This is a genomic window from Methylobacterium terricola (assembly GCF_006151805.1).
Taxonomy (GTDB): Bacteria; Pseudomonadota; Alphaproteobacteria; order Rhizobiales; family Beijerinckiaceae; genus Methylobacterium; species Methylobacterium terricola.
The window spans coordinates 139,472-164,093 of the sequence record NZ_VDDA01000011.1 but is presented as its reverse complement, the minus strand read 5'-3'; the positions used below and the strand labels follow the sequence as shown (position 1 = coordinate 164,093).

Genomic DNA, 24,622 nt, shown 5'->3' with positions numbered 1-24,622 from the left:
CTCCGGGCAGCTCACACGTTTCACGGCGGCGGGGATTACCTGCCGTCGATCTAAATAGACCCGTGACGACAGATTTGACCTACGAGACCCCGCATGATCATGCGGCGTCCGCCAAAGCTCTGATTGAGCACAAAGCCTTCCAGAAAGCGGTGCTCGACCTTTCCGAGCACTATCGCGCCCTCTGGGATCAAACCCCCGCCGCCGACCTCAGCGCATTGCAGGATATCAAGTACCGCCAGGAAGCGCTGAAGGCGTTTTTGGCGCAGCTTGAGGCTGCCCTGGTCACGGGAAAGATTGCGGATTTCAACACCAAAACATCACGGAAGATTAAATAATAATGTCAGAACAGGCCAATGAGCCTTTCGACGCCGTTGCAGCGTTCGAAAGCATCCTCTCGGACCCCAATGGGGCAGCCGATGATCGTGAAGAACTAGAAACGGATGCCGAGACCGATGAGGTTGAGGCGCAGGAAGATCCCGAGGACGACGCGTCGGACGAGTCCGATGCCGAGGGTGATTCCGACACAGACGAAGCCGGCGACGGCGAGGATCTGGACGAAGAAGTTCTCGTCACCGTCAAGATTGACGGCAAGACTGAGAAGGTCGCTCTGAAGGAACTTCGTAACGGATACCAGCGGAATGCTGTGTTCTCGCAGAAAACGATGGCCCTGGCCGAAGAGCGCAAGGCGTTCCACGCCGAACAGGAAGCCATCCGTCAAGAGCGTGCGCAGTACGCGTACCTTCTGGACGCCCTGAACCGTCAGGTCAGCACTGCGACTGCCCAGGAACCCACCCCCGAACAGTGGGAGTACCTGAAGCAGACCAACCCGCAGGGCTACGCGATTGCGAAGCTGGAGTTCAACGAACTCCGTGACAAGCAGGCCGCGATTCACACGGAACAGCAGCGTCTTGCCTACGAAGCTCAGGCCCAGCAGGCCGCAGAGTTTCAGGCGACGGTTGCGCAGGAACGGGATCTTCTCCTCCAGAAGCACCCGGAATTCCGCAACGAGAAGGTATGGCAGAAGGCTCGTAAAGAGCTTCGTGAATTCGGGCGCGATGTAATGGGCTTCTCGGAGGAAGAGCTTAATTACGCCGCCGATCACCGGGCTGTTTCGGCCTTGTACGTTGCGATGAAGGCCCACAGGGCCGCGAATGCGAAGGCCGAGCCCGTCAAGAGCGAAGCCAAGCGTGTTCCGGTTGGGTCAGTTGCAGCGACACCGCGCAAACCGAACGCTTTCGAATCTGCGAACAAGCGTCTGAAGTCATCTGGAAGCCTCAGCGATGCTGCTGAAGCTCTCCGTCATCTAATCTGATCTTTGTTTAAGGATTTTCATCATGGCCACCGTTTCTAATGCCTTCACCACCAAGATCGCGAAGGGTAATCGCGAGCAGCTTGAAGGCGTAATCTATAACATCGACCCGACCGAGACCCCGCTGTTCTCGCTCGCCGGCAAGAAGAACGTAAAGGGCGTTTCGTTCGACTGGCAGATTGAGAAGCTTCCCGATCCGTCGAACAACGCTCCGCAGGTCGAAGCCTACGTGAACGTCAACTCGGCCCCGACCGGCACGACCCGGATTCAGGCGACGACCCAGCTTAACAAGCGCGACGCGACTGTCTCGGGTGACCAGCAGGCCGCTGACGCTGCCGGCAAGCCGGAAGGCGAGATGGCGCACCAGATGGCTCTGGCCTCGAAGGCGCTGAAGCTCGACATCGATCGCGCCTACGGCTCGACCCAGCCGCGCGTGGACGACAACGGCACGGTCGGTTCGCAGACCGAAGGCTTCGCCCACTACCTCAAGACCAACGTGTCGCGTGGTGCTGGTGGTGCTTCTGCCGCGTCCTCGACCGCCACTGTGACGGCCGGTACGGCCCGTCCGCTGACGGAAGACCTCTTCGACGACGTTCTTCAGCTTGCCTGGACGAACGGCGCGAAGTGCGACTGGGCTCTGGTTGGCGGCTTCCAGAAGCGCGTCATCTCGAAGTTCACCGGTCGTCAGAACGGCCGTTACGAGACCAAGGTTGGCGAACTCGCCATCGGTGGCGTGAACCTGCTGATGTCCGACTTCGGCGATATCAAGATCTCGCTGTCGCGCAACATCGACCAGTCCTCGGTTCTGATCATCGATCCGAACTACGTCAAGACCGCCTTCTTCCGCGGCTTCGACACCTACCCGGTTGCCAAGACCGGCGACGCCGACACCAAGGTGATTCACGCTCGCTGGGGCGTTCAGGTCTCCAACGAAGCCGCGCACGCCGCGATCTTCGACCTCACCACGTCCAAGTAATCTCGGACTGACTAACACGAAGGGGGCGCTCAGCGCCCCCTTTTTGCGTAAATACCAGCATGTCCAACCGCATCATTTACGGCGCAGACGGGAACAAGGTGAAGGAAGTCGTGGTCCACGACGCCGAGAACTTCACGATGCTGTCCCACTACGACATCAGCGCCGACCTCGAATACGCCAAGGCTCGGCGGGAACAGGGCTCGGACCGCAAGGCCACGTACCGCGAAGTCGCGAAGATTCCGGACCCCGTGATGGAACAGGCGTTCCGCGAGGGCTGGGCCACCGATAAGCGCAAGTGGGCGCAGTGGTTCAACGACCCCCAGAACAAAGTTTTCCACACTGATGACTCGATCAAGAGGATCAGCGGCCTCGAAGGCATCTAATAAATAGACCAGATACAGGAGCCCTTATTTTTATGGACATTCTTTCAGGCCCCGGCCTCGTCGAGGCGATTGCCGAAGAGATCAATCGCGAAGACCTCAGCGCAACCATTCCGGCCTGGATTCGAATGGCCGAAGCTCACATCGCTCAGAACCTCCGCGTCCGCGAGATGGTGCGTCGTCAGCACATCACGGCTTCGGATGGTTTCGTGACCCTCCCGACCGATTTCCGCGAGATGAAGTCGGTGCGCATCGACACCGGTAGCGGTCGTCCCCGCACCCTGTTCATGGCGACGGAAGATTCCATTTCCGATCCCCGCAAGGCCGGGACGTGGGCGAATCACCCGATGTACTTCACCATCGTCGGTTCGGAGATTGAGCTTTCCCCGTTCCCGAACGGCTTCACCTGCGACGTGCAGATGACCTACTTCGCCGATCTGCCGGTTCTGGATCTGGTCACGGCCAATTCCACGACGTGGCTGCTGAAGAAGGCTCCCCACCTGTATTTCTACGCTGCCCTCCAGCACAGCGCCCCTTACATCATGGAAGACGCCCGTCTGATGATGTGGCAGCAGCTTACTCAGGACGCGATTGGCTCCCTCAATAAGGAGTACGACGAGTCCATTCACTCCGGCTCGACCCCGATCGCGCCTATGAAGACGATTGGTTAAGGTGAAATTATGGCTGCAAATTATATCGCAACCCTGAAGACGACCCGCATGAACGCAGTTAAGAGCGCGATCGACGCGGGCGGCGCGGCGGGTACCCTCGAAATCCTCGCCGGCACGACCGTTCTGGCTGTTGAGACTCTGGCTTACCCGTGTGGCACGGTGTCGGGCCCGACCCTGACCTTCGGCTCTACCCCGCTGACCACGACCGTGTCCGCCTCCGGCACTGCCACAACCGGCCGGATCAAGGATTCCGCCGGCAACGTTGTGGTCGATGGCCTGACGGTCGGTACCAGCAGCGCCAACATCAATCTGGCGTCGGTCAGCCTCGTTCAGAACCAAGTTCTGACTATCAACAGCGCGACGATCACCCACTCGTAATGAAACGGTTGAGCTGACCGGCTGGGCGCCGGTCAGCTCACTTGTACGCCGGCCATGCGCTAAATAATGCCATGGCCAATCTTCCCAAAATCGCCAATCGAGTTAAGCAGACGCTCGCCTCCGCACCGGGGGCGGGCGTTCTTGTGCTTGGCGCTGCGTCCGCCGGATTCCAGACCTTCGCTGAGGGGGGATTCCTCAATGGCGATTCCCTTTCCTACGTGCTTGAAGACGGCTCGGATTGGGAGATCGGCACTGGAACGTACAGCACCTCGGGCCCTTCGATCGCCCGAACGGTGATCCAGTCCTCGAACAACGGGCAACTGATCAACGCCTCGGCATCGGCCGTGGTCTACTCGACCCTTCTGGCGCAGAACGCTGGATTCAGCGGCGCGATCGATATCAAGGCATTCAACGGCTACACGCTCGCGCAGGGCGGTGCCATTAATGTGGTTGGGTACGATGGCGGCTCGGCCGCAACGTCCGCCAACCCGTTCCCGGTGGTCCTGGGCGATCCGAATGGAAACGTCTACGGGGCCGGTTTCACCGCCCTCCCGACCTACCTCAGCACCAGCGACGGCACGACCCCGCTAGGGATGCCCAATGGCGTCCCGCTGGAAGTCACCGTCAAGAACGCCTCGCTGGCCGTCTCTGGCTCGGTTGGCGTCACCAGCTTGCCGGCGATCTCGGGCACGGTGGCTCTGTCCAACCCCTACGACGGCGTTCTGAAGCTCGCTGGTCAGGCGGTGTCGAGCACCAACCGGCTCCCGGTGGACGTGGCCTTCCCGTCCTCCCTGGCCGTCACTGGCACCGTGGCACTGTCCAACCCCTTCGACGGCACGCTGAAGACCTCCGGTCAGGCGGTGTCGAACTCGAACCCGCTGCCGGTCTCGATTACCCAGTCCGGTATCGATGCGTCCGCGGGCGTGAAGGTGCAGTGGTCGCCTTCGATGGTCGTCAACCTCTACCAGAACAGTCAGCCGGTTAACGCGTCGAACCCCCTCGGAAGCCAGATCTTTTTCTCCACCCCTTCGGGGTTGGGGACAAATCCGGTGTCGAACACGAACCCGCTGCCGGTCACCGTCACCAATAAGGTAGACTGCAACGTCGTCGTTCAGAACCCCGACTATGCCACGGCGATCATTGGTTCTGCGACGCTCAACGGCGGCGCAACGCCCGTGGTCCTCGCTTCGACCATCTGCAAGGTCGTCGAGATCTGCAACAACACTTCATCGGATATCGAATACCAGCGCAACGGCGCGGGCGCGTACATGACGATTCCGAAGTACACCAACCGCACGATCATCGGCCTGAGCAACGCCAACCAGATTGGCGTCCGCCGCTCCGACAATGTGAGCACGGGCGTGACGATCTCATACGAGATGTTCATCTAATGCCGAAGAAGTACGCCAGTTCTAACCTCACCCCGGCCTTCCCGGCCTGGGTTACCAGCACGCTGCCTGACGCGAGCGGCGCTTCGAACTACAGCCAGACCATTTCAGCGTCCTCGCCGGCCAATGCGCCGATCACGTATTCGCTTGTCTCGGGCTCGCTGCCGGCTGGCCTGTCACTCTCGGGAAGCACCATCGCGGGAGGAGTCACCAACCCTGCGGCGGATACGACCTATACCTTCACGTTGAGGGCGACGACGGGCCAGTACAGCAGCGACCGCACATTCACGATCTTCGTCACGCGCGTCACCCAGACAGATTCGTTATCCGACAAGGTTCAGTACCTGTACCATCTCGACGGGAACTATGCTGATACATCGGCGAACGCCCGCAACCTGACGGCCACCAACCCGAACGCCAACGGCGGCGCTCAGGTCACGACCGCGAAGTATGGAACCGGCTCTCTGTATTTCAACGGTGCGTCGATGAGCACCACGACGGATATTCGTGTCCCAGCCTCGGCCAGCCCTCTCGTTACGGGTGATTTCACGTTCGAGTTCTGGCTGAATTCCTTCTCTGCGGCCAACGGACAGGGCAACAACATGGTGCTCTTCTGCACCGCAGTCGGTGCGGCGGGAACCAACCTGTCCACCGACGCGACGAACTGCATCTCGATCTATGCCCAGCCCGGATATACCTCGGCTCCGAACAGGCTCACCGTCAAGTTTCAGAACGCCGGCACGCCATTCGCCGGATCAACGGTGGTCAATGACGGCGTCTGGCGGCACATCGCCGTCGTTCGCAATGGCATGGGAACCAGCAACTGCGCCATCTATGTCAATGGCGTCGCCGAAGCATTCACCACGTATACGGGCACCGTCGATTTCGGCGCAACCTACGGCCTGAAGGTGGGCCAGTGGGTCGGCCAGCAGACCAGTTGCTTCTTCAAGGGCTACATTGACGAAGTTCGGCTGACCCTGGCTCCCCGCTATACTGCGAACTTCACTCCCCCGGCCGCGGCATTCTCGTACCCGTAAAGGAACTCATGATCGGTTATATCTTCCCGTCCGTCGCTGAGAATGCCACTCAGGCCGACATCGACGACTTGAACGCGAACCCCGACCGCTCGAACATCGTCGCAACCCCGAACGGGGATGGGACGTACTCGGTGACCTACGACTGGTGGGTGATCACGGATCAGGACATCGCCGATGCGATCCTGGCCACGCTGGACAGCCTCGACCCGAGCCTGTCGCGCTCTGACCGGGCCCTGGCCGTCACGCAGATGCTGCGGTTTGAGAACGTCCTGAAGTAAGCCGACGCCCCGATAAATAGGACGTGATCCTCGCGTCCTACCCCCTCGCCTCAGCGCCGCTCGCGTCATCCGGAAGATCCACCGCTCAGGTGGTCACCGGGGCGATGGCGGCTGTCGAACAGCCCGACACGTTCCTGGCGACCGGGTCCTCGGCGGCTGTGGTCGTCTCAGGGACCCTCTCGGCGACCGAACAGCCCGACACGTTCCTGGCCGCAGGCTCTGCGGCGACTGTGGTCACCACGGGCACCCTGGCGGCCACAGAGGCCCCCGACTCCTTCCTGGCAACCGGGATCACCAGCACCGCGGGATCGCTCTCAGCGACCGAAGCGCCGGATTCCTTCCAGGCGGTTGGGGCCGGCATCACGCTGGCGACCACCGGCATCCTGGCGGCCACCGAGGCCCCCGACTCCTTCCTGGCCTCGGCCACCATCACCGTCCCCGGCACCCTCTCGGCGACTGAGCAGCCCGACACCTTCGCGGCGATCGGTACCACCACGGTCACCGGCGATCTCGCGGCGACCGAAGCCCCCGACACCTTCGTGGCGATCGGGGCCGGCGTCACCCTCACGACCATCGGCACGATGGTGGTCACCGAACAGCCGGATTCATTCGCGGGCGACGGATTCACGACCACCTTCGGCGTCATGACGGCGGTCGAATCGCCCGACAGTTTCAGCGCCACAGCATCCACTAAATACGTCAACTGGACGCCGTACGTCATTGATAATGACAGTTGGGTTCCGATGCCTGTTTACCCTGATGATCCCTGGGCTGATCTGCCGAAGATGACCGGGACTTGGGACCGTTATTAATTTGTGAGGATTTTCAGTGGCCGATTCATACACTTCGAACTTTAACTTCCCGAAGCCCGAGGTGGGCGGAGCCCGCAACCGCTGGGGCACGCTGCACAACGATGCGCTCGACCTGATCGACACCAAGCTGAAGGACGTGGACACGGTCTCCCTGGCGGCGGTGAAGAAGGCCGGCGACGCGATGACCGGGTCTCTGACCTTCGCCACCAACTCTCAGGGCCTGATCTTCTCCGGCGGGACGCACGAATTCGACGCCCTCGACACCCAGGCCAACGTTCAGCGCCACTATCTCGACGTGGCCGGCGACAACTTCCACATCCGCACCCACGACGGCAACACAGAGCTTCTGACCGTCGATACGACCGGCCTGAAGTACAAGGGTCAGCCGGTGCTGGTGAAGGGCGACGGTTCGTACCTGCCGATCACCGGCGGCACGCTGCTGGGTGAGGTGCGCGGCCCGTCGTTCCGCCTCGACGATCAGTCGTACCTGACCGTCTCCGGCTTCAACGTGATCGTCCAGTTCGACAACGATTCGAGCCTGACCTTCAACCGCCAGTCCAAGACCTACGCCTTCTTCAGCGGTGGCGCATCCCGGGCCTCGCTCGATGCCGGCGGCAACTGGACCACGTCGGGCGACGAAACCGCGATGTCGGATGAGCGCCTGAAGAAGATGGTGTTCACGATCGAAGACGGCCTGGATCTGGTCAAGGCCATCCGCCCGGTCCGATTCACCCGTATCGAGGACGAATCTCGCTCCCTCGGCGTGATCGCTCAGGAACTGGAGAAGGTCATCCCCGAACTGGTCCGTGAGAACGACCACGGGATCAAGTCGGTGGCCTACGCCAACTTGGTGGCCCCGCTGATCGCCGCGGTGCAGGAACTGGCGGGGCGCGTCGAGGCCCTGGAAGGGAAGCGCTAATGGCCTCGCTTCCCACCTCCGGCCCGATCAGCCTCTCGATGATCCAGGCGGTGTTCGGTGGCGAAGCGCCGACGAGCATCACCGAGTACTACCGGGGCGGCAAGTACGTCCCGGACATCCCGGCCAACGCCAAGATCCCGAAGAGCGGCAAGATCAATTTCAGCGACTTCTACGGGGCGACCTCGGACAACTTTCAGCCCGGCCAGAAGAAGTGGGACAAGCCCGGCCTCTACACCTTCGTCATTCCGTCGTACAACGAAGAGTTCAACTTCGATATCTTCGGCGGCGGTGGGTCCTCGGGTGAGAGCACGTACGACGGAACCGTGATCGGATCGCGCTACGATGCCCAGGGATTCGACGGCGTGCCCGGTCAAGGCTCGTACGTGGTTGGGCCTGATGGGGATATCGTCCTGAGCCAGCCGGTCAGTATCGCGGCGAGCCAGGGTGGTTCCGCCCTGTACACCCCGTCCCCGACCGTCACCAACGCGTGGCTCACGGCCGGCGGCGGTGGCGCAGGCGCGGGCTGGGGCCGCGCCAACGGCTGGCTCGCTCTCAGGGGCATACCCCCTTCTCCGGTTCCGCCGGCTGTCGGCACGCCCGCGGTGGCCTCCGTCCGCAACCAGACCGCCAAGGATCGCGTCAACACCACTGAGGGCGGCCGTGGCGGCGATCCGGCTCCCTACCTCGGCAACAGCATGTCGATGGGCGGCGCGGGTGCGCCCGGTGCCCACGTGATGAAGGTCTGGAGAAAGACCGACGCCGACGCGCCCCAGCCCGGCCAGACGTGGAAGATCTTCATCGGCAACGGCGGAAATCATTCCTCGCATTACGGCGGGATGAATGGCGGTGGTCCGGGTATCGGAGCGGCCAACTGGAAGTAACATCCCACTAAATATGGGATGCGTACCAATGAAACCGGCAAGGATCTGATCAAGTCCTTCGAAGGACTGAAGCTCACCGCCTACAAGTGCCCCGCCGGTGTTTGGACCATCGGCTGGGGAACGACCCTTGGCGTGACCAAGGGGATGACCATCACCCTGGCTCAGGCCGAAGACCTGTTCAGCCGCGATCTCGTCAAGTTCGAGAAGGCGGTAGAGAAGAACGTCACAGTTCCTCTCAACGAGAACCAATTCGCGGCCCTGGTCAGCTTCGCCTACAATCTGGGTGAGGGCAATCTGAAGTCTTCGACCTTGCTAAAGAAGGTCAATGCCGGCGACTTCAAGGCCGCGGCTGCCGAATTTCCGAAGTGGAACAAGGCCGGCGGCAAAGTACTGGCTGGCCTGACCCGTCGTCGGGCCGACGAGGCAAAGCTTTTCAACACACCTGTTAACAACAAACCTGTCGAGGAGCCGGTCCAAACCCCGGCTCCGGCAAGTTCCGGGCCCGGCTTCTTTGCTCAACTGATTCATCGCATCCGCGGAAAGGCATGAATGGGCGCTCTCCTGGCACTACTCCCCTCCCTGATTCCGCTGATTCAGAAGTTCATCCCCGATCCGAAGGCCGCGGCCGACGCGCAGGCCGAACTGATCAAGACCCTGTCGGAAGCGGATTCCGCCCGATACGAGGCGATGTCGAAGGTCATGGCGGCGGACGCGGCTTCGGAATCGTGGCTCACCGCGAATATGCGCCCGCTGATCTGTCTCGGGCTGGTGACGAGCTTCGGATTCACGATCCTCGCCAGCGCGTTCGATGCGCTCGCCGGCACCCACGTGGCGCAGTCGGTCACCCAGGCTATGGCTCAATTTCCCCAGCCGTATCTGGACGCGATGCTGACCCTGGTGGGTGGCTACGGCGTGGCACGGACGGCCGAGAAGATCACCTCGACGATGAAGAAGTAACGTCGATGCCCGACGAAGCCAATCTCCGTACAGAACTTCGCGAGATGAATGCCGAGCTTGGCGATGTCAAGATCAGTGTCGCACGCATTGAGGAGTCAACCAAAGAGTCCAACCGGCGACTTGAGAGCATCGAGAACGAGATCAAGCACGATCTCAAGACCATTCGTATGGCCATGCAGGCCATTCCGATGCTGAAGGACAAGATCGACGGCAACACGGCGGAAATCGCAGCGCTCAAGACGAGCAAGGCTGATGCTGACGACTTGGCGGCCCTGAAGAAGCGCGTGGACGTGATGGAAGAGAAGGTTCAGCAGATCATCTGGCGGACCTTGAGCGCGGTCGGCGTTGCTGTGCTGACCTACGTGGCACAGAAACTTGGTATTACAATTCCGGGCCTGAAACCATGATCAAGAGGATTCTCAAGAACAGTCGCTCCGTACTCTGGACCCTGGGTCTCGTCGCGTTCGTTCTCGCCGGGACCCAGTGGCTGAACACGCATCATCAGGAGCAGGTGGAGAAGCGCGACGCCTATGTCCATCAGGTCGTGGGCAAACCCTACATCCACGCCGGCAACAAGGCGAAACCGATCACGACCGCCCGCCGCGGCGACCTGATTTACGTCCACAACGAGTACATCCGGACCGAACGCTGTGAGATGCGGGTGGCCAACCTGCTGATCGGCAAGGACAGCAACGCAGTCCATCACTGGACCACCTTCAACAACTGGCTCGATAAAGGCACCTGGGTGGCCGACGAGATCTTCGTCCTGCCCAAGTTCATGCCGCCCGGCCCGTACCGGATCGTGAAGAAGACCGTCGCGAAGTGCGGCGACGAGACGTACTTCTTCGTCAACTTCGACGTGGAACTGGTCCTCCGGTAACGGGCGAGCTGGCCGGCGCACAGCCGGTCGACAGCTCCGTTTCACCTCCCCGGTCGCCTGACACGGCACGGCTAAATACAGCCATGCAGTTCAAGACGCCTATCCAGATCCCGCCCGGAGTCGTCCGCGGGGCCACCAGCAAATCGACGCCGAACCGCTGGTACGACACCTCCCTGGTGCGGTGGCGCGAAGGCGTCATGGCTCCGATCGGCGGCTGGACGAAGATCGATGTCCCCCTTCTGACCTCCACGGCCCGGACCATCTATGGCTGGCTCTCGACCAACGAGGCGCGCCACGTGGCGATCGGCTGCGACGCCGGCTTCTACAGCCTGTGGGAGACGCAGCTTATCGACATCACGCCGGACCGGTTCATCCCGGATGAGACCACCTCGGCGGTCGGCGGATTCGGCGTCGGCTTGTTCGGCGATGGGGATTTCGGCACGGGCCGGGATGAGCCCGAGCCGGACGACTTCCTCACCTGCAACCTGATCACCCTGGACAATTTCGGCACCCTGCTGATGGGCATGTCCGAGACGGACGGCCGCTTGCTGGTGTTCGATCCCCGCAAGGGCCCGGTGCAGCGCTTCCAAGAGGTGAAGGCGAAAGATGGCGCACCGCCGGTACCGCGGGCCAACCGCAGCTTCCTCGTCAGCCCTGAGCGATTCGTCATCGCGATCGGCGCGGACGGCAACAGCCGGCGCGTCGCGTGGTGCTCGCGCGAGGACTTCACGGACTGGGATTACGCCTCGCTCTCGAACACCGCGGGTAATCTGGATCTCGACGCGACCTCGGCGCTCTCGACCATCCGCAGTGTACGCGACGGCTCGCTGATCTTCAGCCAGTCCGAAGTCTTCCTGATGAAGTTCATCGGTGGCCAGTTGGTCCACGGCTTCCAGAAGATCTCTGAGAACACCTCGCTGATCTGCCCGTACGCGGTCGCCACCTTCAACGGTGACGCGATGTGGATGACCCGTTCCGGATTCAAGCGCTACTCGAACGGCGTCGTCCGCGACATTCCTTGCACGGTGATGGATTACCTGCTGGAGGACATGGACCCGAAGTGGGCCCGTCTTCGCACCCACGCCGTCGTCAACAACGTGTTCGACGAGGTGACTTGGTATTACAAGTCGAAGACCAAGGTGGACGCCCCGTCGCCGATCAAGGCCATCGACAACACCTTCACCGACGTGACGCTGGTCAACGGCGCGTTCCCGATGGCGGCTTCCGCCATCCTGGGGAACGACATCGGCTCACAGATTCACGTGGCGTCGATCGGCACCACGCCGCTGACCCAGGACGATGTGACGAACGGCGCGCCTTCGAACACCGCGAACGGCGGCTGGATCGCGACCGCCCCGGACGGCTCGTACCTCTACACCCCGCCGCCGGCCGATCCGGTCTACGCCGGCGCATCGACCCTTGCCCAGGGCACCGGCCTATCGCTGAGCTACTGCAAGCCGGGCGATCTCGCGTGGATCTCAGTCCTGACCACGGGCCTGACCCCGTACGCCACGGTGGGCACCATCGAGGACGGGTGGACCCTGGAACAGGATATCAGCGTGGATGGTGTGGCACGGGCCCGCCTGTGGAGCCGGACCCTCACGGCCGACTACCTCGCGGGTCATCAGGCCGGCGTGTTCGACTACCCGTACTTCGTGCCTGGGTCGATCACCGTTGCCCCGTCGCTCTGGACCGGCAATCTGACGACCATCGCCATCCCGCAGGGGATGACGAAGGACACGTTCGTCAAGCGATTCGCGGTCGTCCTGGCCGATGCCAGCACCAGCTTCAGCTACCAGCGCAACCCGCTGACGAAGTCCTCCCTGGTCGATTTCTCGTCCGTCTGCCCCCGTGACAACGAAGGCCCAACGGTCAGCGGCTGGACCAAGGTGGCAGGGAATTTCAGCTTCAGCGTCAACCAGGGCGCGCCGCAGATCTCCGACCAGTTCGTCCCCGGGCCGTACCCGGTCAACATCACGTGGACGGGCTTTCCTTACGTGTTCATCGAAGAGCACGTCTTCGAACTTCCCGAGACGCGTCAGGACAGCTTCCCGTACACAATCGCGAACAACAGCGGACAGACTTCTTCAGCCGAAGTCTACATCACAACTCCTAATCCGCCGCCGCTTCGTCCGCGGCCGAATTATTATAACCTAGTCAATTTTGGCGGTGGCGAAGGGCCGATCCTCTAATGTATGTTCCTATCAATATTCCGTTCGTTGATATCCTTGGCAATGATGATGGCATCGGCCTGGAGATTATCGATATCGCTCAGCCGAACCAGGGTTCCGTCGAGGTTGATTACGAGTACAAGACTGTTCTCTACACGCCGCCGACCAATCCGTTTGGCGGGGATTACCGCGACTCCTTCCTCTACACGGTGAAGGACAGCTTCGGGCAGACCGCGTCTTCATGGTGCTTCATCGACGTGTTCAAGGATACCCCGCCGGAGCCGGATCTCGGTGACCGCTGGCGGATCAAGATCAACGCTGCCACCGGGCCGCGGGCTGAGATCATCTCGCCCACGCCGCCGGCCACGTGCTCGATTCAGTTCGCGAATCTCTACCCGACGAACTACACGGATGGGAACAGCGGTACGAGCGCGGATACGACGGGCTCGACCGCGAATACGTCCGGCTTCACCACAGACCTCTACATCGAGGCACCGGCCTACAACTTCTACAAGGGGTTCATCTTCACCGGTCCGGCCCCGTGGTACGTCCAGTACAATTTCTCCGCCGACTTCCAGCCGCGCACCAGTGCGATCGGGTCGTCTAAGAGCCTCGATGGCTCGAACGTCTACACCGAGAAAGGTTCTGAACTGCGGCGTGCCCCGCGTCAGTTCGACCTTCAGCACTACGATGCGACGACGGATGAGTGGAAGACGGTCTGGATCTCCCCGGAGAGCACCATCGCGTCCGGATACATGCTGAATTCCGAGCACAACACGCTGTGGCCGAACCGCATCAACGATGAAGACTTCCTCTCGAAGCCGTCACGGCACTACCTGATCAAGATCACCTCGGGCAATGCTCAGGATTACGCGCCGCAACTCTACGATCCGCAGACCAATCAGCCGGTCGATACGATCGATCACGAGTACTACGACGGCGGCTATCAGGATCTCCGCACCGTCGAGCTTCAGAAGATCGACCTTCGCACAACCCCGGGAATTTCCGGGGCTCTGACCGGCGGCGCAACTGGATTCTGCACCACGGCGTACGACTTCGTGGACCCGCTCAACGTGTTCGAGTCGGTCGCGGGTGCTCCGTCCACTCCGACGACGCCGGCCACTGCCCGCGTGGTACAGGTGGCCGTCGAGAACGACATCTATACGGGCGTGAAATTCGCCAACCCGCCGAAGGCCGGTAACTTGCTGGTCAACATCTATAACCACTACATCAATCAGGTAGGGGTGACTTCCGGCTGGACGCTGGTCAACCTGATCGACGCGCGCGATCAGGACGGCATCGGCGTGGCCTATCGGGTGGTGGACGCGAACGACGCGACGCAGACCGTCTTCCAGGGGGCGCAGAGCTACCGCGCTGAGGGTTCCTCCGCGATCTATGAGCTTGAGGGCGTATCGTGGGCCGACCTCGACCTGTCGGTTCTGGCCGTCGAGCGGGTCGGGCCGTCCGTCACGCAGACGCTGTTTCCCACCTTCGATTCGGAACTGGTCATCGGCATGGTGGCGCAGTCCGGGGCTTCCTCGGCGCTGCCCACGATCACCGGCGCGACGGCGGGTCCGACCTGCACCCCGGACACGAGCACCGATGACGACGGGATCGGAACTCGCGCCGCGGCGACCTTCTACACCACGCTCTCCGGCTCGGGCTCGCGCACGATCAGCGCGACCTTCGGGGCGGATGCGACCCGCGCTACGAACCTCGTCATCCTGAGCTTCAAGACCCCGGGCGCGAACTCGCTCCCGATCGGCGCGCACCGCTTCTGGCGGCTGTCCATGCTCGGCAACTCTGCGGGCTACGTGGCCGGCGGCCTCGGTGGCTTGCAGATGCGCGCCAGCGCCGGTGGCCCCGCGGTGATTCCGTCCGCAACCTCCGAATCATCCTACTACGCCCCGCAGTTCAGCGCCGCGAACCTGATCGACAATGATCCGACCACGGTGTGGGCAACGGCCAACGGCGGCGACTACCCGGTCTGGGTTCAGTACGACTACGGCTCGACCCCGGTTCAAATCGACGAGATCGCCATCACGGCGCGCGACGATCAGTACTACCCGCAGGCCCCGACCACGGCTCGATTCGAGTTCTCGGACGACGGCGTGAATTGGGGTCAGGCTGCGGCGATCACCTGTGCGGCCTGGACGCAGGGCTCAACCCAGACGTTCTTCGTCGGCCGGGCGACATCCACCTCGACCACCTCCACGTCGAGCACCAGCACCACGTCGAGCTACGCCGGGTACCGGTTCCAGATCATCCGCAACAGCAACGACACGCTGAATGGCTTCCCCTACTACCTCGAATACGTCTTCCCGACTCCTGTGCTGATCAAGGAAATCGCTCTCACCGCCACCAGCAATCCGGACCGGATGCCGCGTCGGTTCGAGGTGCAGAAGAAGGACGAAGCCACCGGCTGGTACGAGACGGTCTATGTTCAGTCCACCTCGACCACGAACTGGTCTGCCGGGGAGACACGCGCCTTCACCTTCCCGGCGATCCGTGAGCCGGCGGGGCTCGCGACCGCGAAGACCTTCGCCCGTGCCGCGCTGAAAACGCCGGCCACGGTATCGGCCCCGCAGACGCTGTCCTCGGTGTCCGTCCAGGCCCTCCCGCCGGAGCCCGATCCGGTTGAGGACCGCGGTGACCCGGATTCGTACGTCACGTACTGCTACTCGGAAGGGGAGGAGTGGTGGTCGATCGGCAAGCTGGGGCGCACCGCTGGCATCCCGGTACTGGTCAACCACGACCCGATCCTGGCGGGCCCCGATGGCTCGCTCTACCGGCACGAAGTGACGGGCCAGACCGCCTTCACCTCGCCGGGCGTCGGTCGGATCTATGCCACCTCGGGCGCGATCACCCCGGGCCCCGATGGCTCGCTGGTGACGGTGAACGGCGTCATCCCGGACGACGAGTCGGGGTATGAGGCGACGACGTGGCACTTCAAGACCAAGATCAACTCGAACGACGTTGAGCAGATCAAGGGCCCGTACAACAGCCGGCCGGACGGGATCATTGATACCCGTTTCACCGCGCGTCAGGTTGAGATCCAAGTCGAGCAGGCCAAGGATGGCCGCTGGACTTTCGGCGAGCCTGAGTTCGACATCAAACAGCGCGGGTCACGCCGCTAAGGACTGATTCATGGCTGATTCAAACGTGCTCGACGCGATGGAAGATTCGGACATCTTCATCGCGTCCGATAGGCCCCCGGTGGTGGGGGTGCTCGCCGCGGTCGAAGGCCCCGACAGTTTCGGGGCGACCGATGCGCCGGCCACCCTGGGGGATCTCAACGCGACCGAAGCCCCCGACTCCTTCCTGGCGCTCCAGACCCTGACCCGGCTCGACGTGACCGAAGACCCCGACACCTTCGTGGCGTCGGGCTTCGTCACGGTGAAGCCGAGCTTCGTCCCCGGGCGTCCGGTCGCCACGGTGCCGGTCGCTGAGCCACCGCTGGTCAAGCGCCCGCTGGCGGTTCAGCGCACCCTGCCGGAGCCGCCGAAGGCGTACGACCCGCTGGTGGCGCGCGCCCACAACGAACAGATCCTCGCCCACCTCGACAACACGCTGTCCGCCACCCAGGGCAACGATGGCATCCCGGTGCGGGATAAGAAGACGGGCAAGCTGTACATGCTTGAGATCCATGACGGCGAGATCGTCAAGACCTACGTACAGGGCTGAACCCGCTAAATAGCGGGTGAGTCTTACAGAAGAACAGATGCGAGCGCGCCTTCAGGATGCGCTCGACGTGGCCCGCAACTTCGATGAGATCGAAGATGTCGTGGCGAAGGTCAAAGCTGGCCAGTACCACTGGCACCAGAACGGTTCAGGTTTCTGCATCACCTCGTTCTCCACCAATAAGCGGGGAAAGGTGATCATGCAGGGTCGCTACATTTTCGGCGACCTCGAAGACACCATGGCGATGTCGGATCAGATCGACGAATGGGGCCGGGCTCATGGCGCGGTTGAATTCGTCATGGATGGTCGTCTCGGCTGGCAAAGGATTTTGAAGAACTACGGCTGGTCAACAGTCGGCGTCATTATGTCAAAGGAACTTTAATTCATGTCTAAGAAGGGCAATGATACGCCGGCGACCACTACTACGGTTCAGAAGGTAGAGCTTCCGGCCTGGGTCGAAGAGGCTGGCAAGAACAATTACGCTCAGGCGCAGCAGGTCTCGGCCAATCTCGCCCATCCCTATACGGGCAACACCGTAGCGGGACAAAATCAGGATCAGTTCGCGGCCTATGACACCGTGCGCTCCGGCGGCAATCTTGCGATGCCGTCGATGCAGACCGCTGGCAATACGCTGAATTCGGTTCAGGGTTACGGCGGCCAGCAGATCGGCGCGGGCAAGTTCACTGACGCGAATCTCGGTCAGTACATGTCGCCGTACACTCAGAGCGTGATTCAGGCGGCGCAGAAGAACGAGGCCCAGACCCTCGCGCAGAACCTGAACAACATCGGCACGGCGGCGACCCAGGCCGGCGCATACGGCGGCTCGCGTCAGGCGATTCAGGAAGGCGCGGCGCAGGCCCAGTCAGCCCTGAACATGGGGCAGTTGACTGCTCAGCTTCAGAACCAGAACTTCCAGCAGGCTCAGGCGGCGATCGGTCAGGATCAGAACCGCCAGTTTCAGGCCGATCAGTCGAACCAGTCGAACGGCCTCGAAGCCCAGCGTCTTCGTGCGCTGGCGGCGGCGCAGGGCGCGTCGGTCGGACAGCAGGCGCAGCAGGCGAACCTTCAGCAGGCCGCAGCGCTCCAGTCGATCGGCGATTCGCAGCGCGCGTACGGCCAGGATCTGCTCAATCAGGACTATCAGCGGTACGCGGATCAGCGCCAGTACCCGATCGATCAGTTGAACATTCTCCAGTACGGCCTGGGTGTGACGCCGTACGGCTCGACCACGACCGGCACCTCGACGCAGACCGGCGGCCAGCAGGGTTCGAACGGCCTGGGTCAGATCCTCGGTGGCGCGGGCTCGCTGCTCTCCAGCTTCCTGCCGATGTTCGGCCTGCTCTCGGATGAGAACGAGAAGCGCGACATCGTCCGGCTCGGCACCGATCCGGCCACGGGGACCCGCGTCTCGGCCTGGAACTACAAGTCCGACCCGGCCGGCACCCCGTCGCGCATCGGCCCGACCGCTCAGGACTTGGAAAAGACCATGCCCGGCGCGGTGGCCAAGACCCCCGGCGGCCCGAAGATGGTCGATGCCCGCGTGTCTCAGGCGGTGTCCGGCTCGTTCCTGTCTGGTCCGAATGCCAAGCCGCCCGCAAAGCCGAAGTCATCGCTCGCCGCGAAGGCTCCGACCGTCAAGCTGAAGGCCCCGAAGAAGGGCACCAATTTCCTCGGACCCAAGGGCAAGTAAGATGGCTGTACAGTCTCACGTCGATACGGATAACCTGCTTCCGCGGGTTCGCAACATTCTGAACGAATTCCAGAAGCGGTTTCCCGAGGCAACGATCACCTCTGGCTATCGCGACCCGAATTACAACAAGAACCATGGCGGTGCCGGTGATTCGCGCCACATGCATCAGGACGCCTTCGACTTCAAATGGGCCCCGGGTACGTCCGACGTGACCAAGGCTCAGGCGGTCAACTTCCTGCGGGTTCACGGTGCTGGCGGCCTGGGGACGTACAACAAGACTGGCGACAAGTTTCACGCGGATTGGCGGCAGACCACCCCCGTCGCCTGGGGCCCGGACACGCACGCCACGAGCCTGAACCAGACCCCGGACTGGTTCCAGAAGATCGCCGCCGATCACCGCAACGGCGTGCGCCCCGATCCGCGCACGATCCCGCAGCTTGCCGCGAACTACGACCCGAAGCTGTCGAACGACCCGCGCCTGTCGGGTGTCCCCGTGGGCACGCCCGGCCGGATGACGCCTGAGCAGTTCCTGAAGACGAACGATGTCTCGTCGTTCCCGGCTGGTATGCGCAACAACAATCCGGGCAATCTGAAGTTCTCCGGCTCCGACTGGCAGAAGCGAAACTATCCTGGGATGGTCGGCCCTTCGGTGAACACCGACGAGGGAACGCCCCAGATCGTCTTCAACTCGCCGCAGGCCGGTATGCAGGCGATGTCCCGACTGATCCAGTCGAAGACCACGTCCGGCATGAACACGGTTTATGACCTGATCAACAATAAGAACGGCTGGACCCCGACTCCTGCCGGTCCGGGTGCGGCGGCAAACATCGCGAAGACGATGGGCGTCGATCCCAACGCGAAGCTCGATTTCTCTGATCCCAAGGTGTTTGCCAGCTTCCAGCGCGCGCTGATCACCCAGGAACACGGTGAGAAGGGCTCGCTCTATCACCCGCTCGTCGATGCGGCGGTGTCCCGTCAGCTTGGTCTGGCGGCTCCGGCTGATTCAGGTACCGGCACCCGTCAGGTCACAGCCCCGACCGGGATTCAGCCGCTGGCGTCCAGCGCGAGCGCGGGCGGCCTGCTGGGCTACGGCGGCAAGGGCTTCGGCAAGGGCATCGTCCCCACGGGCGCTGACACCGGCACCGGCTCAATCACCCCGGCCTCGGCTCCGGCGGCTCCGGCCCCGACCCTGCCGTACATGGCCTCGCCCCGTAGCCTTCCGGCCGGCGGGGAGGTGGCTCCGGGCGTTCCGGGTCTTGGTGGCGCGGGACGTGGCTCGTTCGGTCTCGGCGGTGTGACGGAAGCCCCTGCGGGCATCCTCGGTGGTTCGACCCCGGCTCCGGCCGCGGCGGCTCCCTCCGGCGCGACGATGGCGGCTGGCCGCATGGCGGCGGGTGACACGATGGTCCCGACCCTGGGTGCGCCCTCGGCGGGTGCCTTCGGGATCAACGGCCCGAACATGCCGGCGGCCCCGGCGACCCCGATCCTGGGTGCGGCGCAGACCACCGGCCAGAACTTCGACAGCGAAGGCGCTGTCCCGATGGGTGGCGACGAGACGCTGTCGGCGGCGAGCCCGGCTTCGACGGTCAATGCCCTGGCAGACACCACGGCCCCGACGCTCGGAACCCAGAACTGGGACTTCAACGGCGGGGTGGGCACCTCGACGACGGGCGCTCCGATCGATCCGAACGGCGGCTTGCTCGGCATCAGCACGGTGGCCGACGATTCCACTCCCGGCGGCGGATTCGGCGGCGGTGCAGGTGGATTCGGCGGTGGTGGTGCTGGCGGTGCTGGAGGCGTCGCAGGCGGCGCTGGTGGTGCCGTGGGTGGCGCAGGTGGTGCGGCTGGTGGTTCGGCCGCTGGCGGCGCTCCGGGTGGCCCTGGTGGGGCGGCTGGTGCCGCTCAGGGCAAGGGCAACGGTGATTGGCAGGACGCGGCGCAGAAGGCGCTGAAGGGAATCGTTGGCCTGGGGGCTCTCGGTGCCCGTGGTCCGCTGCACTACGCCCCGCCGGTTTCGACCCAGCCGACGCTGCACAATCCCGACGTTGCGACCCCCGACATTTACAAGACGCGCGACCGTCTCATTCCGATTATCCGCCCCCGTGGCATCCTTGGTTAAGGTGTAAATATCGCATGGACACGAACATTCTGATGGGCATCCTGGGTCAGGACCCGGGATCGACCGCAAGTGCAACGCCGCAGTACGCCACCTCGGCTCCCGCTCCCGCGTCTTCGGGCGCGGTGGCCTACAGCGGATCTGACCCGGAGCTTCGCTTCTACGCCGAACAGGGCATCGATCCGGAGATCATCCGGGCGAAGCGCTGGGATGCGCTTCAGAACATGTCGATCGCGCTGATGGCCGGCTCGGGCCGCGGCATCGACGGCTCGCGGCTCGGCGAGAACATGATCAAGGCGTACGAGACCGGGAACGATATCAAGCCGATCCTCGACACCAAGCACAGCGCCAACCAGACGGCGCTGGCGCGGGCGAAGCTCAGCCTCGAACAGCAGAAGCTGGCCATGGAAGTGGCGGCCCAGCAGCGCGAAGCCGCGGCCTCTCAGGCGTTTCAGGACTGGATCACCAAGGGCTCCGGCTCGTCGCCGGCCCCGGCTGCAACGGCCAGCTCACCCGGACTGGCACCGGTCAGCTCACCTGTTTCATCGGCGGCTTCGGCCCCGACCGCGGCTCTGGCGGCTTCGGCTGCTCCGGCCCCGACGCCCTCGACAGATTCCGTGATCACCCCGAACGGCCCGGTCGCCCCGTCCGCTCCGGTCATCGACACGCGGCAGGCTGCGAACGTCGTCGCCGCGCAGCAGGGCAGCCCTGCGGCGCAGCAGGCTCTGATTGATCGGCTCAGCCCGGACCAGCGCCGGCTGATCGGCATCACCGCGATGACCGACCGCAAGTCGGCTGAGAAGATGCTGTGGGATTTCTCGCTGAAGAACGTCTACACCCCGCCGTCCGACAACGGCGCTGGCTACATCACCCAGATGGACCAGTACGGCCAGATGCATTCGGTCGGACATATGCCGACCCAGGCTCAGACCGATACGGCGGCTCTGCACAAGGGTTCGATCGACGCTGGCTTCACCGAGTCGCAGAAGCAGTTGGACTTTGCCCGCGATCGGCAGAAGGCGGCTGAGGACGCGTTCCGCCAGCAGGGGATTCAGAACGCTCAGGGCGATTACACCGCGGGCCGCACGGCTCTGGTGGACGGTCAGAAGGAAGCCAAGGCGGCCAACGATACGATCGAAGCCATCAACGCGGCGCGCGAACTGATCAATGGCGGTGTGTACTCGGGCAGCCAGATGGCGCTGGCGAAGAGCCGGGCCGATGCGCTGCTGGCTCAGTTCGGCTTCGACAATCTGGTGGGCTCCGGCGATCAGGCGGCCCGCACCTCGGCGCTCCAGTCAGTGGGTCGTCAGTTGGCGAAGAGCATGGTCAAGGGTCTGGGTGCGAACCCGACCGATGCCGATCTTCGCGCGGCGGCCGAGATGGCGGGTGCCAACCCGGGCGCTCTCACCGAACAGCAGATGCTGCGAATCTTTCAGGAGAACGAGCGGGTCTCTGCGGCGAAGATCAAGGATTACAACGATCGTCGCTCAACGTTCGCCTCTCAGCTTCCCCAGGCTGAGCGGACGCGGATCGACGCGAACTTCCCGGCTGTCTCAGATCCGGGCCGCTATCACCAGACCGTGACCATGCCGAACGGCGAGATGCGTCGGGTCTACACGGATCGGAATGGCCAGTACCTGCGCCACGAGGTCATGAACCCGAGGGACGCACGCTAATGGCCGAAGTCACCCCCGACGAACTCGCCTTCATGATGGGTACGACGCCCGGGGCCACCACGGCTCCGGCGGCTCCCTCAGTGGATGACGAGATCAGCTTCATGATGCAGCGGCCGGCGGCTCAGGCCCCGGCTGCGGCTGCCGCACCGCGGGTCAACACGGACGAGATCCTGGCTCAGGAAGGTCTGATTCCGAACTCGGTCAAGGCGTTCTCGCGTGAGGCCCTGAACACCGCGTTGTTCAACCTGCCCCGCAACGCCTACGCCGCGTTAGACTACTACCAGGGCAAGGCCCCGACCTTTGACGAGGCGTACGCGCGCCAGAAGGCGATCGACGAGGCCCTGTCGAAGCAGCATCCGAACGCCTCGATGGCCGGAACGGCTGCGGGTCTCGTCGGCCCGCTCGCGTCGGCCGTCGTCACCGGCGGCACCGATGCGGGTCTGGTGGCCCCGGTGGTGGTGAACGGCGTCAAGCGTCTGGCTCCGGCTCTGGAGACCATTGCGCCTGCGATCGGTCGTGCGGCTTCGGCCGGCGCGTACGGGGCTGGTGCTGGTGCGCTGTCCGAGTACGCCGATTCCAAGGATGCGAAGAAGGCAGCCGTGGCCGGTGCGATGGGCGGTGCTCTCGGCGCGGTGGCGAACCCAGCGGTCGAACGACTCGGTGGGCGCGCCCTCGACGACGTGGCTCGGCTGATCGGGGATCGCCCGGTGCTCAAGGCGCTGAAGTCCGACACCCTCACTCGCCGGGTCGAACCGACCATGGAAGGGGGCCGGGCTCTGCCGGGTCAGATCGCCCCCAGCGAAGAGCGAATGTTCGAGGCCCTGAAGACCGGCGCGGCGGTGGCCAGCAATCCGGCGACCATCGGCGCACTCGTCGGTTCCCCGCATGGCATGGCGGGCGCGATGCTGGGTGCGGCATTGGGACGCGAAGAGGGCCGCAAGGTCGTCGGCGACCGGATCAACACCGCCCTGATGAACCGGCTCGACCCGGTGATTGATCGCCACCTGAATTCGATCGCCACCAAGTACGGCTCAGCCTGGGATCGCCCGTACCAGTTCCGGGCTCCGTCTCAAGTCGGGCGCGCGGCTGGCAACGGCGTGGATGGTCTACTCGGCCCGGGGGATCGGTGATGGCCGGTCAGAACCTCGGCCTCCTGGCTGACCCGGCCACGACCGGGTCCGTGGCTCCCCCGGTCCCGCCGGACAAGTGGCTTCTCCACAAGCAAATTTACAACGCCCTGATCGATCGGGGCGTGAAGCCCCAGGTCGCGGTCGGCGCGATCGGCAGCCTGATGGGGGAGAGTTCGCACGCCCTCGACCCGACGACGATCAACCGCAACGATGCCGGCCCGGGTAACCACAGCTACGGCTTCGGCCAGTGGAACCGGGGCCGGGCCGATTCCCTGTTCAACACCGCGAAGGGCATGGGCAAGGACTGGTCTGACCCGGCGGCCCAGGTCGCCCACATGGGCAGCGAGTTGGATGGGAAGTGGAACTACGTCCTGAAGGGGTTGCAGAAGGGCAACACCATGCTCGATGGGACCAGCGTGTGGACGAAGCGCTACGAGGTACCGAAGAACGCCGATTACGAGGTGCAGAACCGCTACCCGCACGCTCAGGCATTCGCCAAGGCGGTGCCGGAGGCTTTGAACCCCGGACACCGTTTCCAGTTCGACGGTGCCGCACCGGCTCCGGCCCTGATGGCTCCGGCCCCCATGGCCCCGATGACCCAGGCCCCACTGCCGCCGGCCCGTCCGCCCGAGTTCGGCGCATCAGCCTCCGGCTGGGTGGACCCGCCGGCCAAGGCTCAGCCCTGGGTGGACCCGCCGGCTGCCTCCCAGCCGTGGGTGACCCCGCCCCCGAAGGCACCGGAGCAAACGTACGACGCCTTCGGGCTTCTCGGGCCCGGTCCTTAACGGCTGAGGGCTGAAACTGATTCGACGGTGTGGGCGTCATCGCCCCACCGAACCCAGGCTTCATCACCCAGTCGGTGGATCACCTCGCCCTCAACCCGGCCGGTCTTGATCTTCTTAAAGACCTTCTCGCCGGCTCGGAGCGGGCCGCGCTCGTGATGCTTGACGCTCGACTTCGGAACCCGGACTCTGTTCTCCAGCCCGTTCCCGGACTTGAACAGCACGGTCAGGCTGTCCAACGCATCCACTTCGACAACGCCCTCAACGTGGACGGTGTCACCATGCACGTACTTGATCATCGGTCGGCGTTGTGCTCGTAGCTCAGCGCCCGAACATCCGCGAGGTTGACGCGGATCATGTTCCCAATGCGGATGTGCGGCAGCCGGCCAGCCTTGATCAGCTTGTACACGGTACGCTGGGATACGTTGAGTAGAACGGCCACGTCGCGCGGGCAGTAGAAGACAGGTTTTACTTCATTAGTGCTCATGAGGGTATTTAGTGACACCCGCG

Annotated in this window: 27 protein-coding genes; 25 read left to right on the top strand and 2 right to left on the bottom strand. The window is 63.4% G+C overall.

From position 1 onward, the window contains the following. Window positions 1-74: 74 nt before the first annotated feature. From FF100_RS22095 to FF100_RS21975, 25 genes are all read left to right on the top strand, one after another. Window positions 75-335 carry a hypothetical protein gene (locus tag FF100_RS22095; RefSeq protein ID WP_139037913.1) on the top strand — a complete coding sequence of 87 codons (261 nt, stop codon included), beginning with the start codon at window positions 75-77 and terminating at the stop codon, window positions 333-335. 2 nt (window positions 336-337) lie between these two features. Beyond that, window positions 338-1,312, top strand: a complete 975-nt coding sequence (locus tag FF100_RS22090; RefSeq protein WP_139037911.1) for a hypothetical protein — start codon at window positions 338-340, stop codon at window positions 1,310-1,312. A 22-nt stretch (window positions 1,313-1,334) separates the two neighbouring features. Next, the gene (locus tag FF100_RS22085; protein ID WP_139037909.1) at window positions 1,335-2,285 is read left to right on the top strand and encodes an SU10 major capsid protein; all 951 of its coding nucleotides are present in this window, start codon (window positions 1,335-1,337) and stop codon (window positions 2,283-2,285) included. Between the two features lie 59 nt (window positions 2,286-2,344). Beyond that, window positions 2,345-2,668 (top strand): hypothetical protein, encoded by a 324-nt coding sequence (locus FF100_RS22080; RefSeq protein WP_139037906.1) that lies wholly within the window; start codon window positions 2,345-2,347, stop codon window positions 2,666-2,668. A 32-nt stretch (window positions 2,669-2,700) separates the two neighbouring features. After that, window positions 2,701-3,336: a phage adaptor protein gene (locus FF100_RS22075; RefSeq protein WP_139037904.1), complete on the top strand. Its 636-nt coding sequence runs from the start codon at window positions 2,701-2,703 to the stop codon at window positions 3,334-3,336. Window positions 3,337-3,384: 48 nt separating this feature from the next. Continuing rightward, entirely contained in the window at window positions 3,385-3,714 is a 330-nt protein-coding gene (locus FF100_RS22070) for a hypothetical protein (RefSeq protein WP_139037902.1), read from the top strand. A gap of 71 nt (window positions 3,715-3,785) precedes the next feature. Then, entirely contained in the window at window positions 3,786-5,105 is a 1,320-nt protein-coding gene (locus FF100_RS22065) for a hypothetical protein (RefSeq protein WP_139037900.1), read from the top strand. Beyond that, window positions 5,105-6,139, top strand: coding sequence for a LamG-like jellyroll fold domain-containing protein (locus tag FF100_RS22060; protein WP_139037897.1), 1,035 nt, complete (start codon window positions 5,105-5,107; stop codon window positions 6,137-6,139). The genes FF100_RS22065 and FF100_RS22060 overlap by 1 nt, the downstream gene beginning before the upstream one ends. Window positions 6,140-6,147: 8 nt before the next feature. Beyond that, complete coding sequence (locus FF100_RS22055; RefSeq protein WP_139037894.1) at window positions 6,148-6,417, top strand: hypothetical protein; 270 nt, start codon at window positions 6,148-6,150, stop codon at window positions 6,415-6,417. Between the two features lie 23 nt (window positions 6,418-6,440). Continuing rightward, entirely contained in the window at window positions 6,441-7,229 is a 789-nt protein-coding gene (locus FF100_RS22050) for a hypothetical protein (RefSeq protein WP_139037892.1), read from the top strand. 16 nt (window positions 7,230-7,245) lie between these two features. Continuing rightward, window positions 7,246-8,148, top strand: coding sequence for a tail fiber domain-containing protein (locus FF100_RS22045; protein WP_139037891.1), 903 nt, complete (start codon window positions 7,246-7,248; stop codon window positions 8,146-8,148). Continuing rightward, a complete protein-coding gene (locus FF100_RS22040) occupies window positions 8,148-9,029 on the top strand; it encodes a hypothetical protein (protein ID WP_139037889.1) in 882 nt (293 codons plus the stop codon). The genes FF100_RS22045 and FF100_RS22040 overlap by 1 nt, the downstream gene beginning before the upstream one ends. A gap of 18 nt (window positions 9,030-9,047) precedes the next feature. Then, window positions 9,048-9,578: a lysozyme gene (locus FF100_RS22035; protein ID WP_139037887.1), complete on the top strand. Its 531-nt coding sequence runs from the start codon at window positions 9,048-9,050 to the stop codon at window positions 9,576-9,578. Next, entirely contained in the window at window positions 9,579-9,986 is a 408-nt protein-coding gene (locus FF100_RS22030) for a 3TM-type holin (RefSeq protein ID WP_139037886.1), read from the top strand. Window positions 9,987-9,991: 5 nt separating this feature from the next. Then, complete coding sequence (locus FF100_RS22025) at window positions 9,992-10,393, top strand: hypothetical protein (protein ID WP_139037884.1); 402 nt, start codon at window positions 9,992-9,994, stop codon at window positions 10,391-10,393. After that, complete coding sequence (locus FF100_RS22020; protein WP_139037882.1) at window positions 10,390-10,866, top strand: hypothetical protein; 477 nt, start codon at window positions 10,390-10,392, stop codon at window positions 10,864-10,866. Before FF100_RS22025 ends, FF100_RS22020 begins: the two co-directional genes overlap by 4 nt. Before the next feature lie 83 nt (window positions 10,867-10,949). Beyond that, window positions 10,950-13,058 (top strand): hypothetical protein, encoded by a 2,109-nt coding sequence (locus tag FF100_RS22015; RefSeq protein WP_139037881.1) that lies wholly within the window; start codon window positions 10,950-10,952, stop codon window positions 13,056-13,058. Continuing rightward, window positions 13,058-16,174, top strand: coding sequence for a discoidin domain-containing protein (locus FF100_RS22010; RefSeq protein ID WP_139037879.1), 3,117 nt, complete (start codon window positions 13,058-13,060; stop codon window positions 16,172-16,174). The genes FF100_RS22015 and FF100_RS22010 overlap by 1 nt, the downstream gene beginning before the upstream one ends. 25 nt (window positions 16,175-16,199) lie before the next feature. Further along, complete coding sequence (locus FF100_RS22005; RefSeq protein WP_171070288.1) at window positions 16,200-16,721, top strand: hypothetical protein; 522 nt, start codon at window positions 16,200-16,202, stop codon at window positions 16,719-16,721. A 67-nt stretch (window positions 16,722-16,788) separates the two neighbouring features. After that, window positions 16,789-17,100: a hypothetical protein gene (locus FF100_RS22000; RefSeq protein WP_139037877.1), complete on the top strand. Its 312-nt coding sequence runs from the start codon at window positions 16,789-16,791 to the stop codon at window positions 17,098-17,100. A gap of 3 nt (window positions 17,101-17,103) precedes the next feature. Then, window positions 17,104-18,408 carry a tail fiber domain-containing protein gene (locus FF100_RS21995; RefSeq protein ID WP_139037876.1) on the top strand — a complete coding sequence of 435 codons (1,305 nt, stop codon included), beginning with the start codon at window positions 17,104-17,106 and terminating at the stop codon, window positions 18,406-18,408. 1 nt (window position 18,409) lies between these two features. Beyond that, a complete protein-coding gene (locus FF100_RS21990) occupies window positions 18,410-20,527 on the top strand; it encodes a D-Ala-D-Ala carboxypeptidase family metallohydrolase (RefSeq protein WP_139037875.1) in 2,118 nt (705 codons plus the stop codon). A gap of 14 nt (window positions 20,528-20,541) precedes the next feature. After that, window positions 20,542-22,200, top strand: a complete 1,659-nt coding sequence (locus tag FF100_RS21985; protein ID WP_139037874.1) for a hypothetical protein — start codon at window positions 20,542-20,544, stop codon at window positions 22,198-22,200. Further along, entirely contained in the window at window positions 22,200-23,330 is a 1,131-nt protein-coding gene (locus FF100_RS21980) for a hypothetical protein (protein WP_139037873.1), read from the top strand. The genes FF100_RS21985 and FF100_RS21980 overlap by 1 nt, the downstream gene beginning before the upstream one ends. Next, the gene (locus tag FF100_RS21975) at window positions 23,330-24,115 is read left to right on the top strand and encodes a phage tail tip lysozyme (RefSeq protein ID WP_139037872.1); all 786 of its coding nucleotides are present in this window, start codon (window positions 23,330-23,332) and stop codon (window positions 24,113-24,115) included. The genes FF100_RS21980 and FF100_RS21975 overlap by 1 nt, the downstream gene beginning before the upstream one ends. On the opposite strand, the gene FF100_RS21970 is transcribed toward FF100_RS21975, so the two are convergent. Then, window positions 24,112-24,411, bottom strand: a complete 300-nt coding sequence (locus tag FF100_RS21970) for a hypothetical protein (protein ID WP_139037871.1) — start codon at window positions 24,409-24,411, stop codon at window positions 24,112-24,114. The genes FF100_RS21975 and FF100_RS21970 overlap by 4 nt on opposite strands. Beyond that, window positions 24,408-24,599, bottom strand: coding sequence for a helix-turn-helix domain-containing protein (locus FF100_RS21965; RefSeq protein WP_139037870.1), 192 nt, complete (start codon window positions 24,597-24,599; stop codon window positions 24,408-24,410). Before FF100_RS21965 ends, FF100_RS21970 begins: the two co-directional genes overlap by 4 nt. Between the last annotated feature and the right edge of the window lie 23 nt (window positions 24,600-24,622).

What these genes read in the sequence shown, in the direction of transcription:
- FF100_RS22090 (WP_139037911.1), top strand. Translation starts at nt 338, where the DNA reads ATGTCAGAACAGGCCAATGAGCCTTTCGACGCCGTTGCAGCGTTCGAA.
- FF100_RS22085 (WP_139037909.1), top strand. Translation starts at nt 1,335, where the DNA reads ATGGCCACCGTTTCTAATGCCTTCACCACCAAGATCGCGAAGGGTAAT.
- FF100_RS22080 (WP_139037906.1), top strand. Translation starts at nt 2,345, where the DNA reads ATGTCCAACCGCATCATTTACGGCGCAGACGGGAACAAGGTGAAGGAA.
- FF100_RS22075 (WP_139037904.1), top strand. Translation starts at nt 2,701, where the DNA reads ATGGACATTCTTTCAGGCCCCGGCCTCGTCGAGGCGATTGCCGAAGAG.
- FF100_RS22070 (WP_139037902.1), top strand. Translation starts at nt 3,385, where the DNA reads ATGAACGCAGTTAAGAGCGCGATCGACGCGGGCGGCGCGGCGGGTACC.
- FF100_RS22065 (WP_139037900.1), top strand. Translation starts at nt 3,786, where the DNA reads ATGGCCAATCTTCCCAAAATCGCCAATCGAGTTAAGCAGACGCTCGCC.
- FF100_RS22060 (WP_139037897.1), top strand. Translation starts at nt 5,105, where the DNA reads ATGCCGAAGAAGTACGCCAGTTCTAACCTCACCCCGGCCTTCCCGGCC.
- FF100_RS22055 (WP_139037894.1), top strand. Translation starts at nt 6,148, where the DNA reads ATGATCGGTTATATCTTCCCGTCCGTCGCTGAGAATGCCACTCAGGCC.
- FF100_RS22040 (WP_139037889.1), top strand. Translation starts at nt 8,148, where the DNA reads ATGGCCTCGCTTCCCACCTCCGGCCCGATCAGCCTCTCGATGATCCAG.
- FF100_RS22035 (WP_139037887.1), top strand. Translation starts at nt 9,048, where the DNA reads ATGCGTACCAATGAAACCGGCAAGGATCTGATCAAGTCCTTCGAAGGA.
- FF100_RS22030 (WP_139037886.1), top strand. Translation starts at nt 9,579, where the DNA reads ATGGGCGCTCTCCTGGCACTACTCCCCTCCCTGATTCCGCTGATTCAG.
- FF100_RS22025 (WP_139037884.1), top strand. Translation starts at nt 9,992, where the DNA reads ATGCCCGACGAAGCCAATCTCCGTACAGAACTTCGCGAGATGAATGCC.
- FF100_RS22020 (WP_139037882.1), top strand. Translation starts at nt 10,390, where the DNA reads ATGATCAAGAGGATTCTCAAGAACAGTCGCTCCGTACTCTGGACCCTG.
- FF100_RS22015 (WP_139037881.1), top strand. Translation starts at nt 10,950, where the DNA reads ATGCAGTTCAAGACGCCTATCCAGATCCCGCCCGGAGTCGTCCGCGGG.
- FF100_RS22010 (WP_139037879.1), top strand. Translation starts at nt 13,058, where the DNA reads ATGTATGTTCCTATCAATATTCCGTTCGTTGATATCCTTGGCAATGAT.
- FF100_RS21995 (WP_139037876.1), top strand. Translation starts at nt 17,104, where the DNA reads ATGTCTAAGAAGGGCAATGATACGCCGGCGACCACTACTACGGTTCAG.
- FF100_RS21990 (WP_139037875.1), top strand. Translation starts at nt 18,410, where the DNA reads ATGGCTGTACAGTCTCACGTCGATACGGATAACCTGCTTCCGCGGGTT.
- FF100_RS21985 (WP_139037874.1), top strand. Translation starts at nt 20,542, where the DNA reads ATGGACACGAACATTCTGATGGGCATCCTGGGTCAGGACCCGGGATCG.
- FF100_RS21980 (WP_139037873.1), top strand. Translation starts at nt 22,200, where the DNA reads ATGGCCGAAGTCACCCCCGACGAACTCGCCTTCATGATGGGTACGACG.
- FF100_RS21975 (WP_139037872.1), top strand. Translation starts at nt 23,330, where the DNA reads ATGGCCGGTCAGAACCTCGGCCTCCTGGCTGACCCGGCCACGACCGGG.
- FF100_RS21970 (WP_139037871.1), bottom strand. Translation starts at nt 24,411, where the DNA reads ATGATCAAGTACGTGCATGGTGACACCGTCCACGTTGAGGGCGTTGTC.
- FF100_RS21965 (WP_139037870.1), bottom strand. Translation starts at nt 24,599, where the DNA reads ATGAGCACTAATGAAGTAAAACCTGTCTTCTACTGCCCGCGCGACGTG.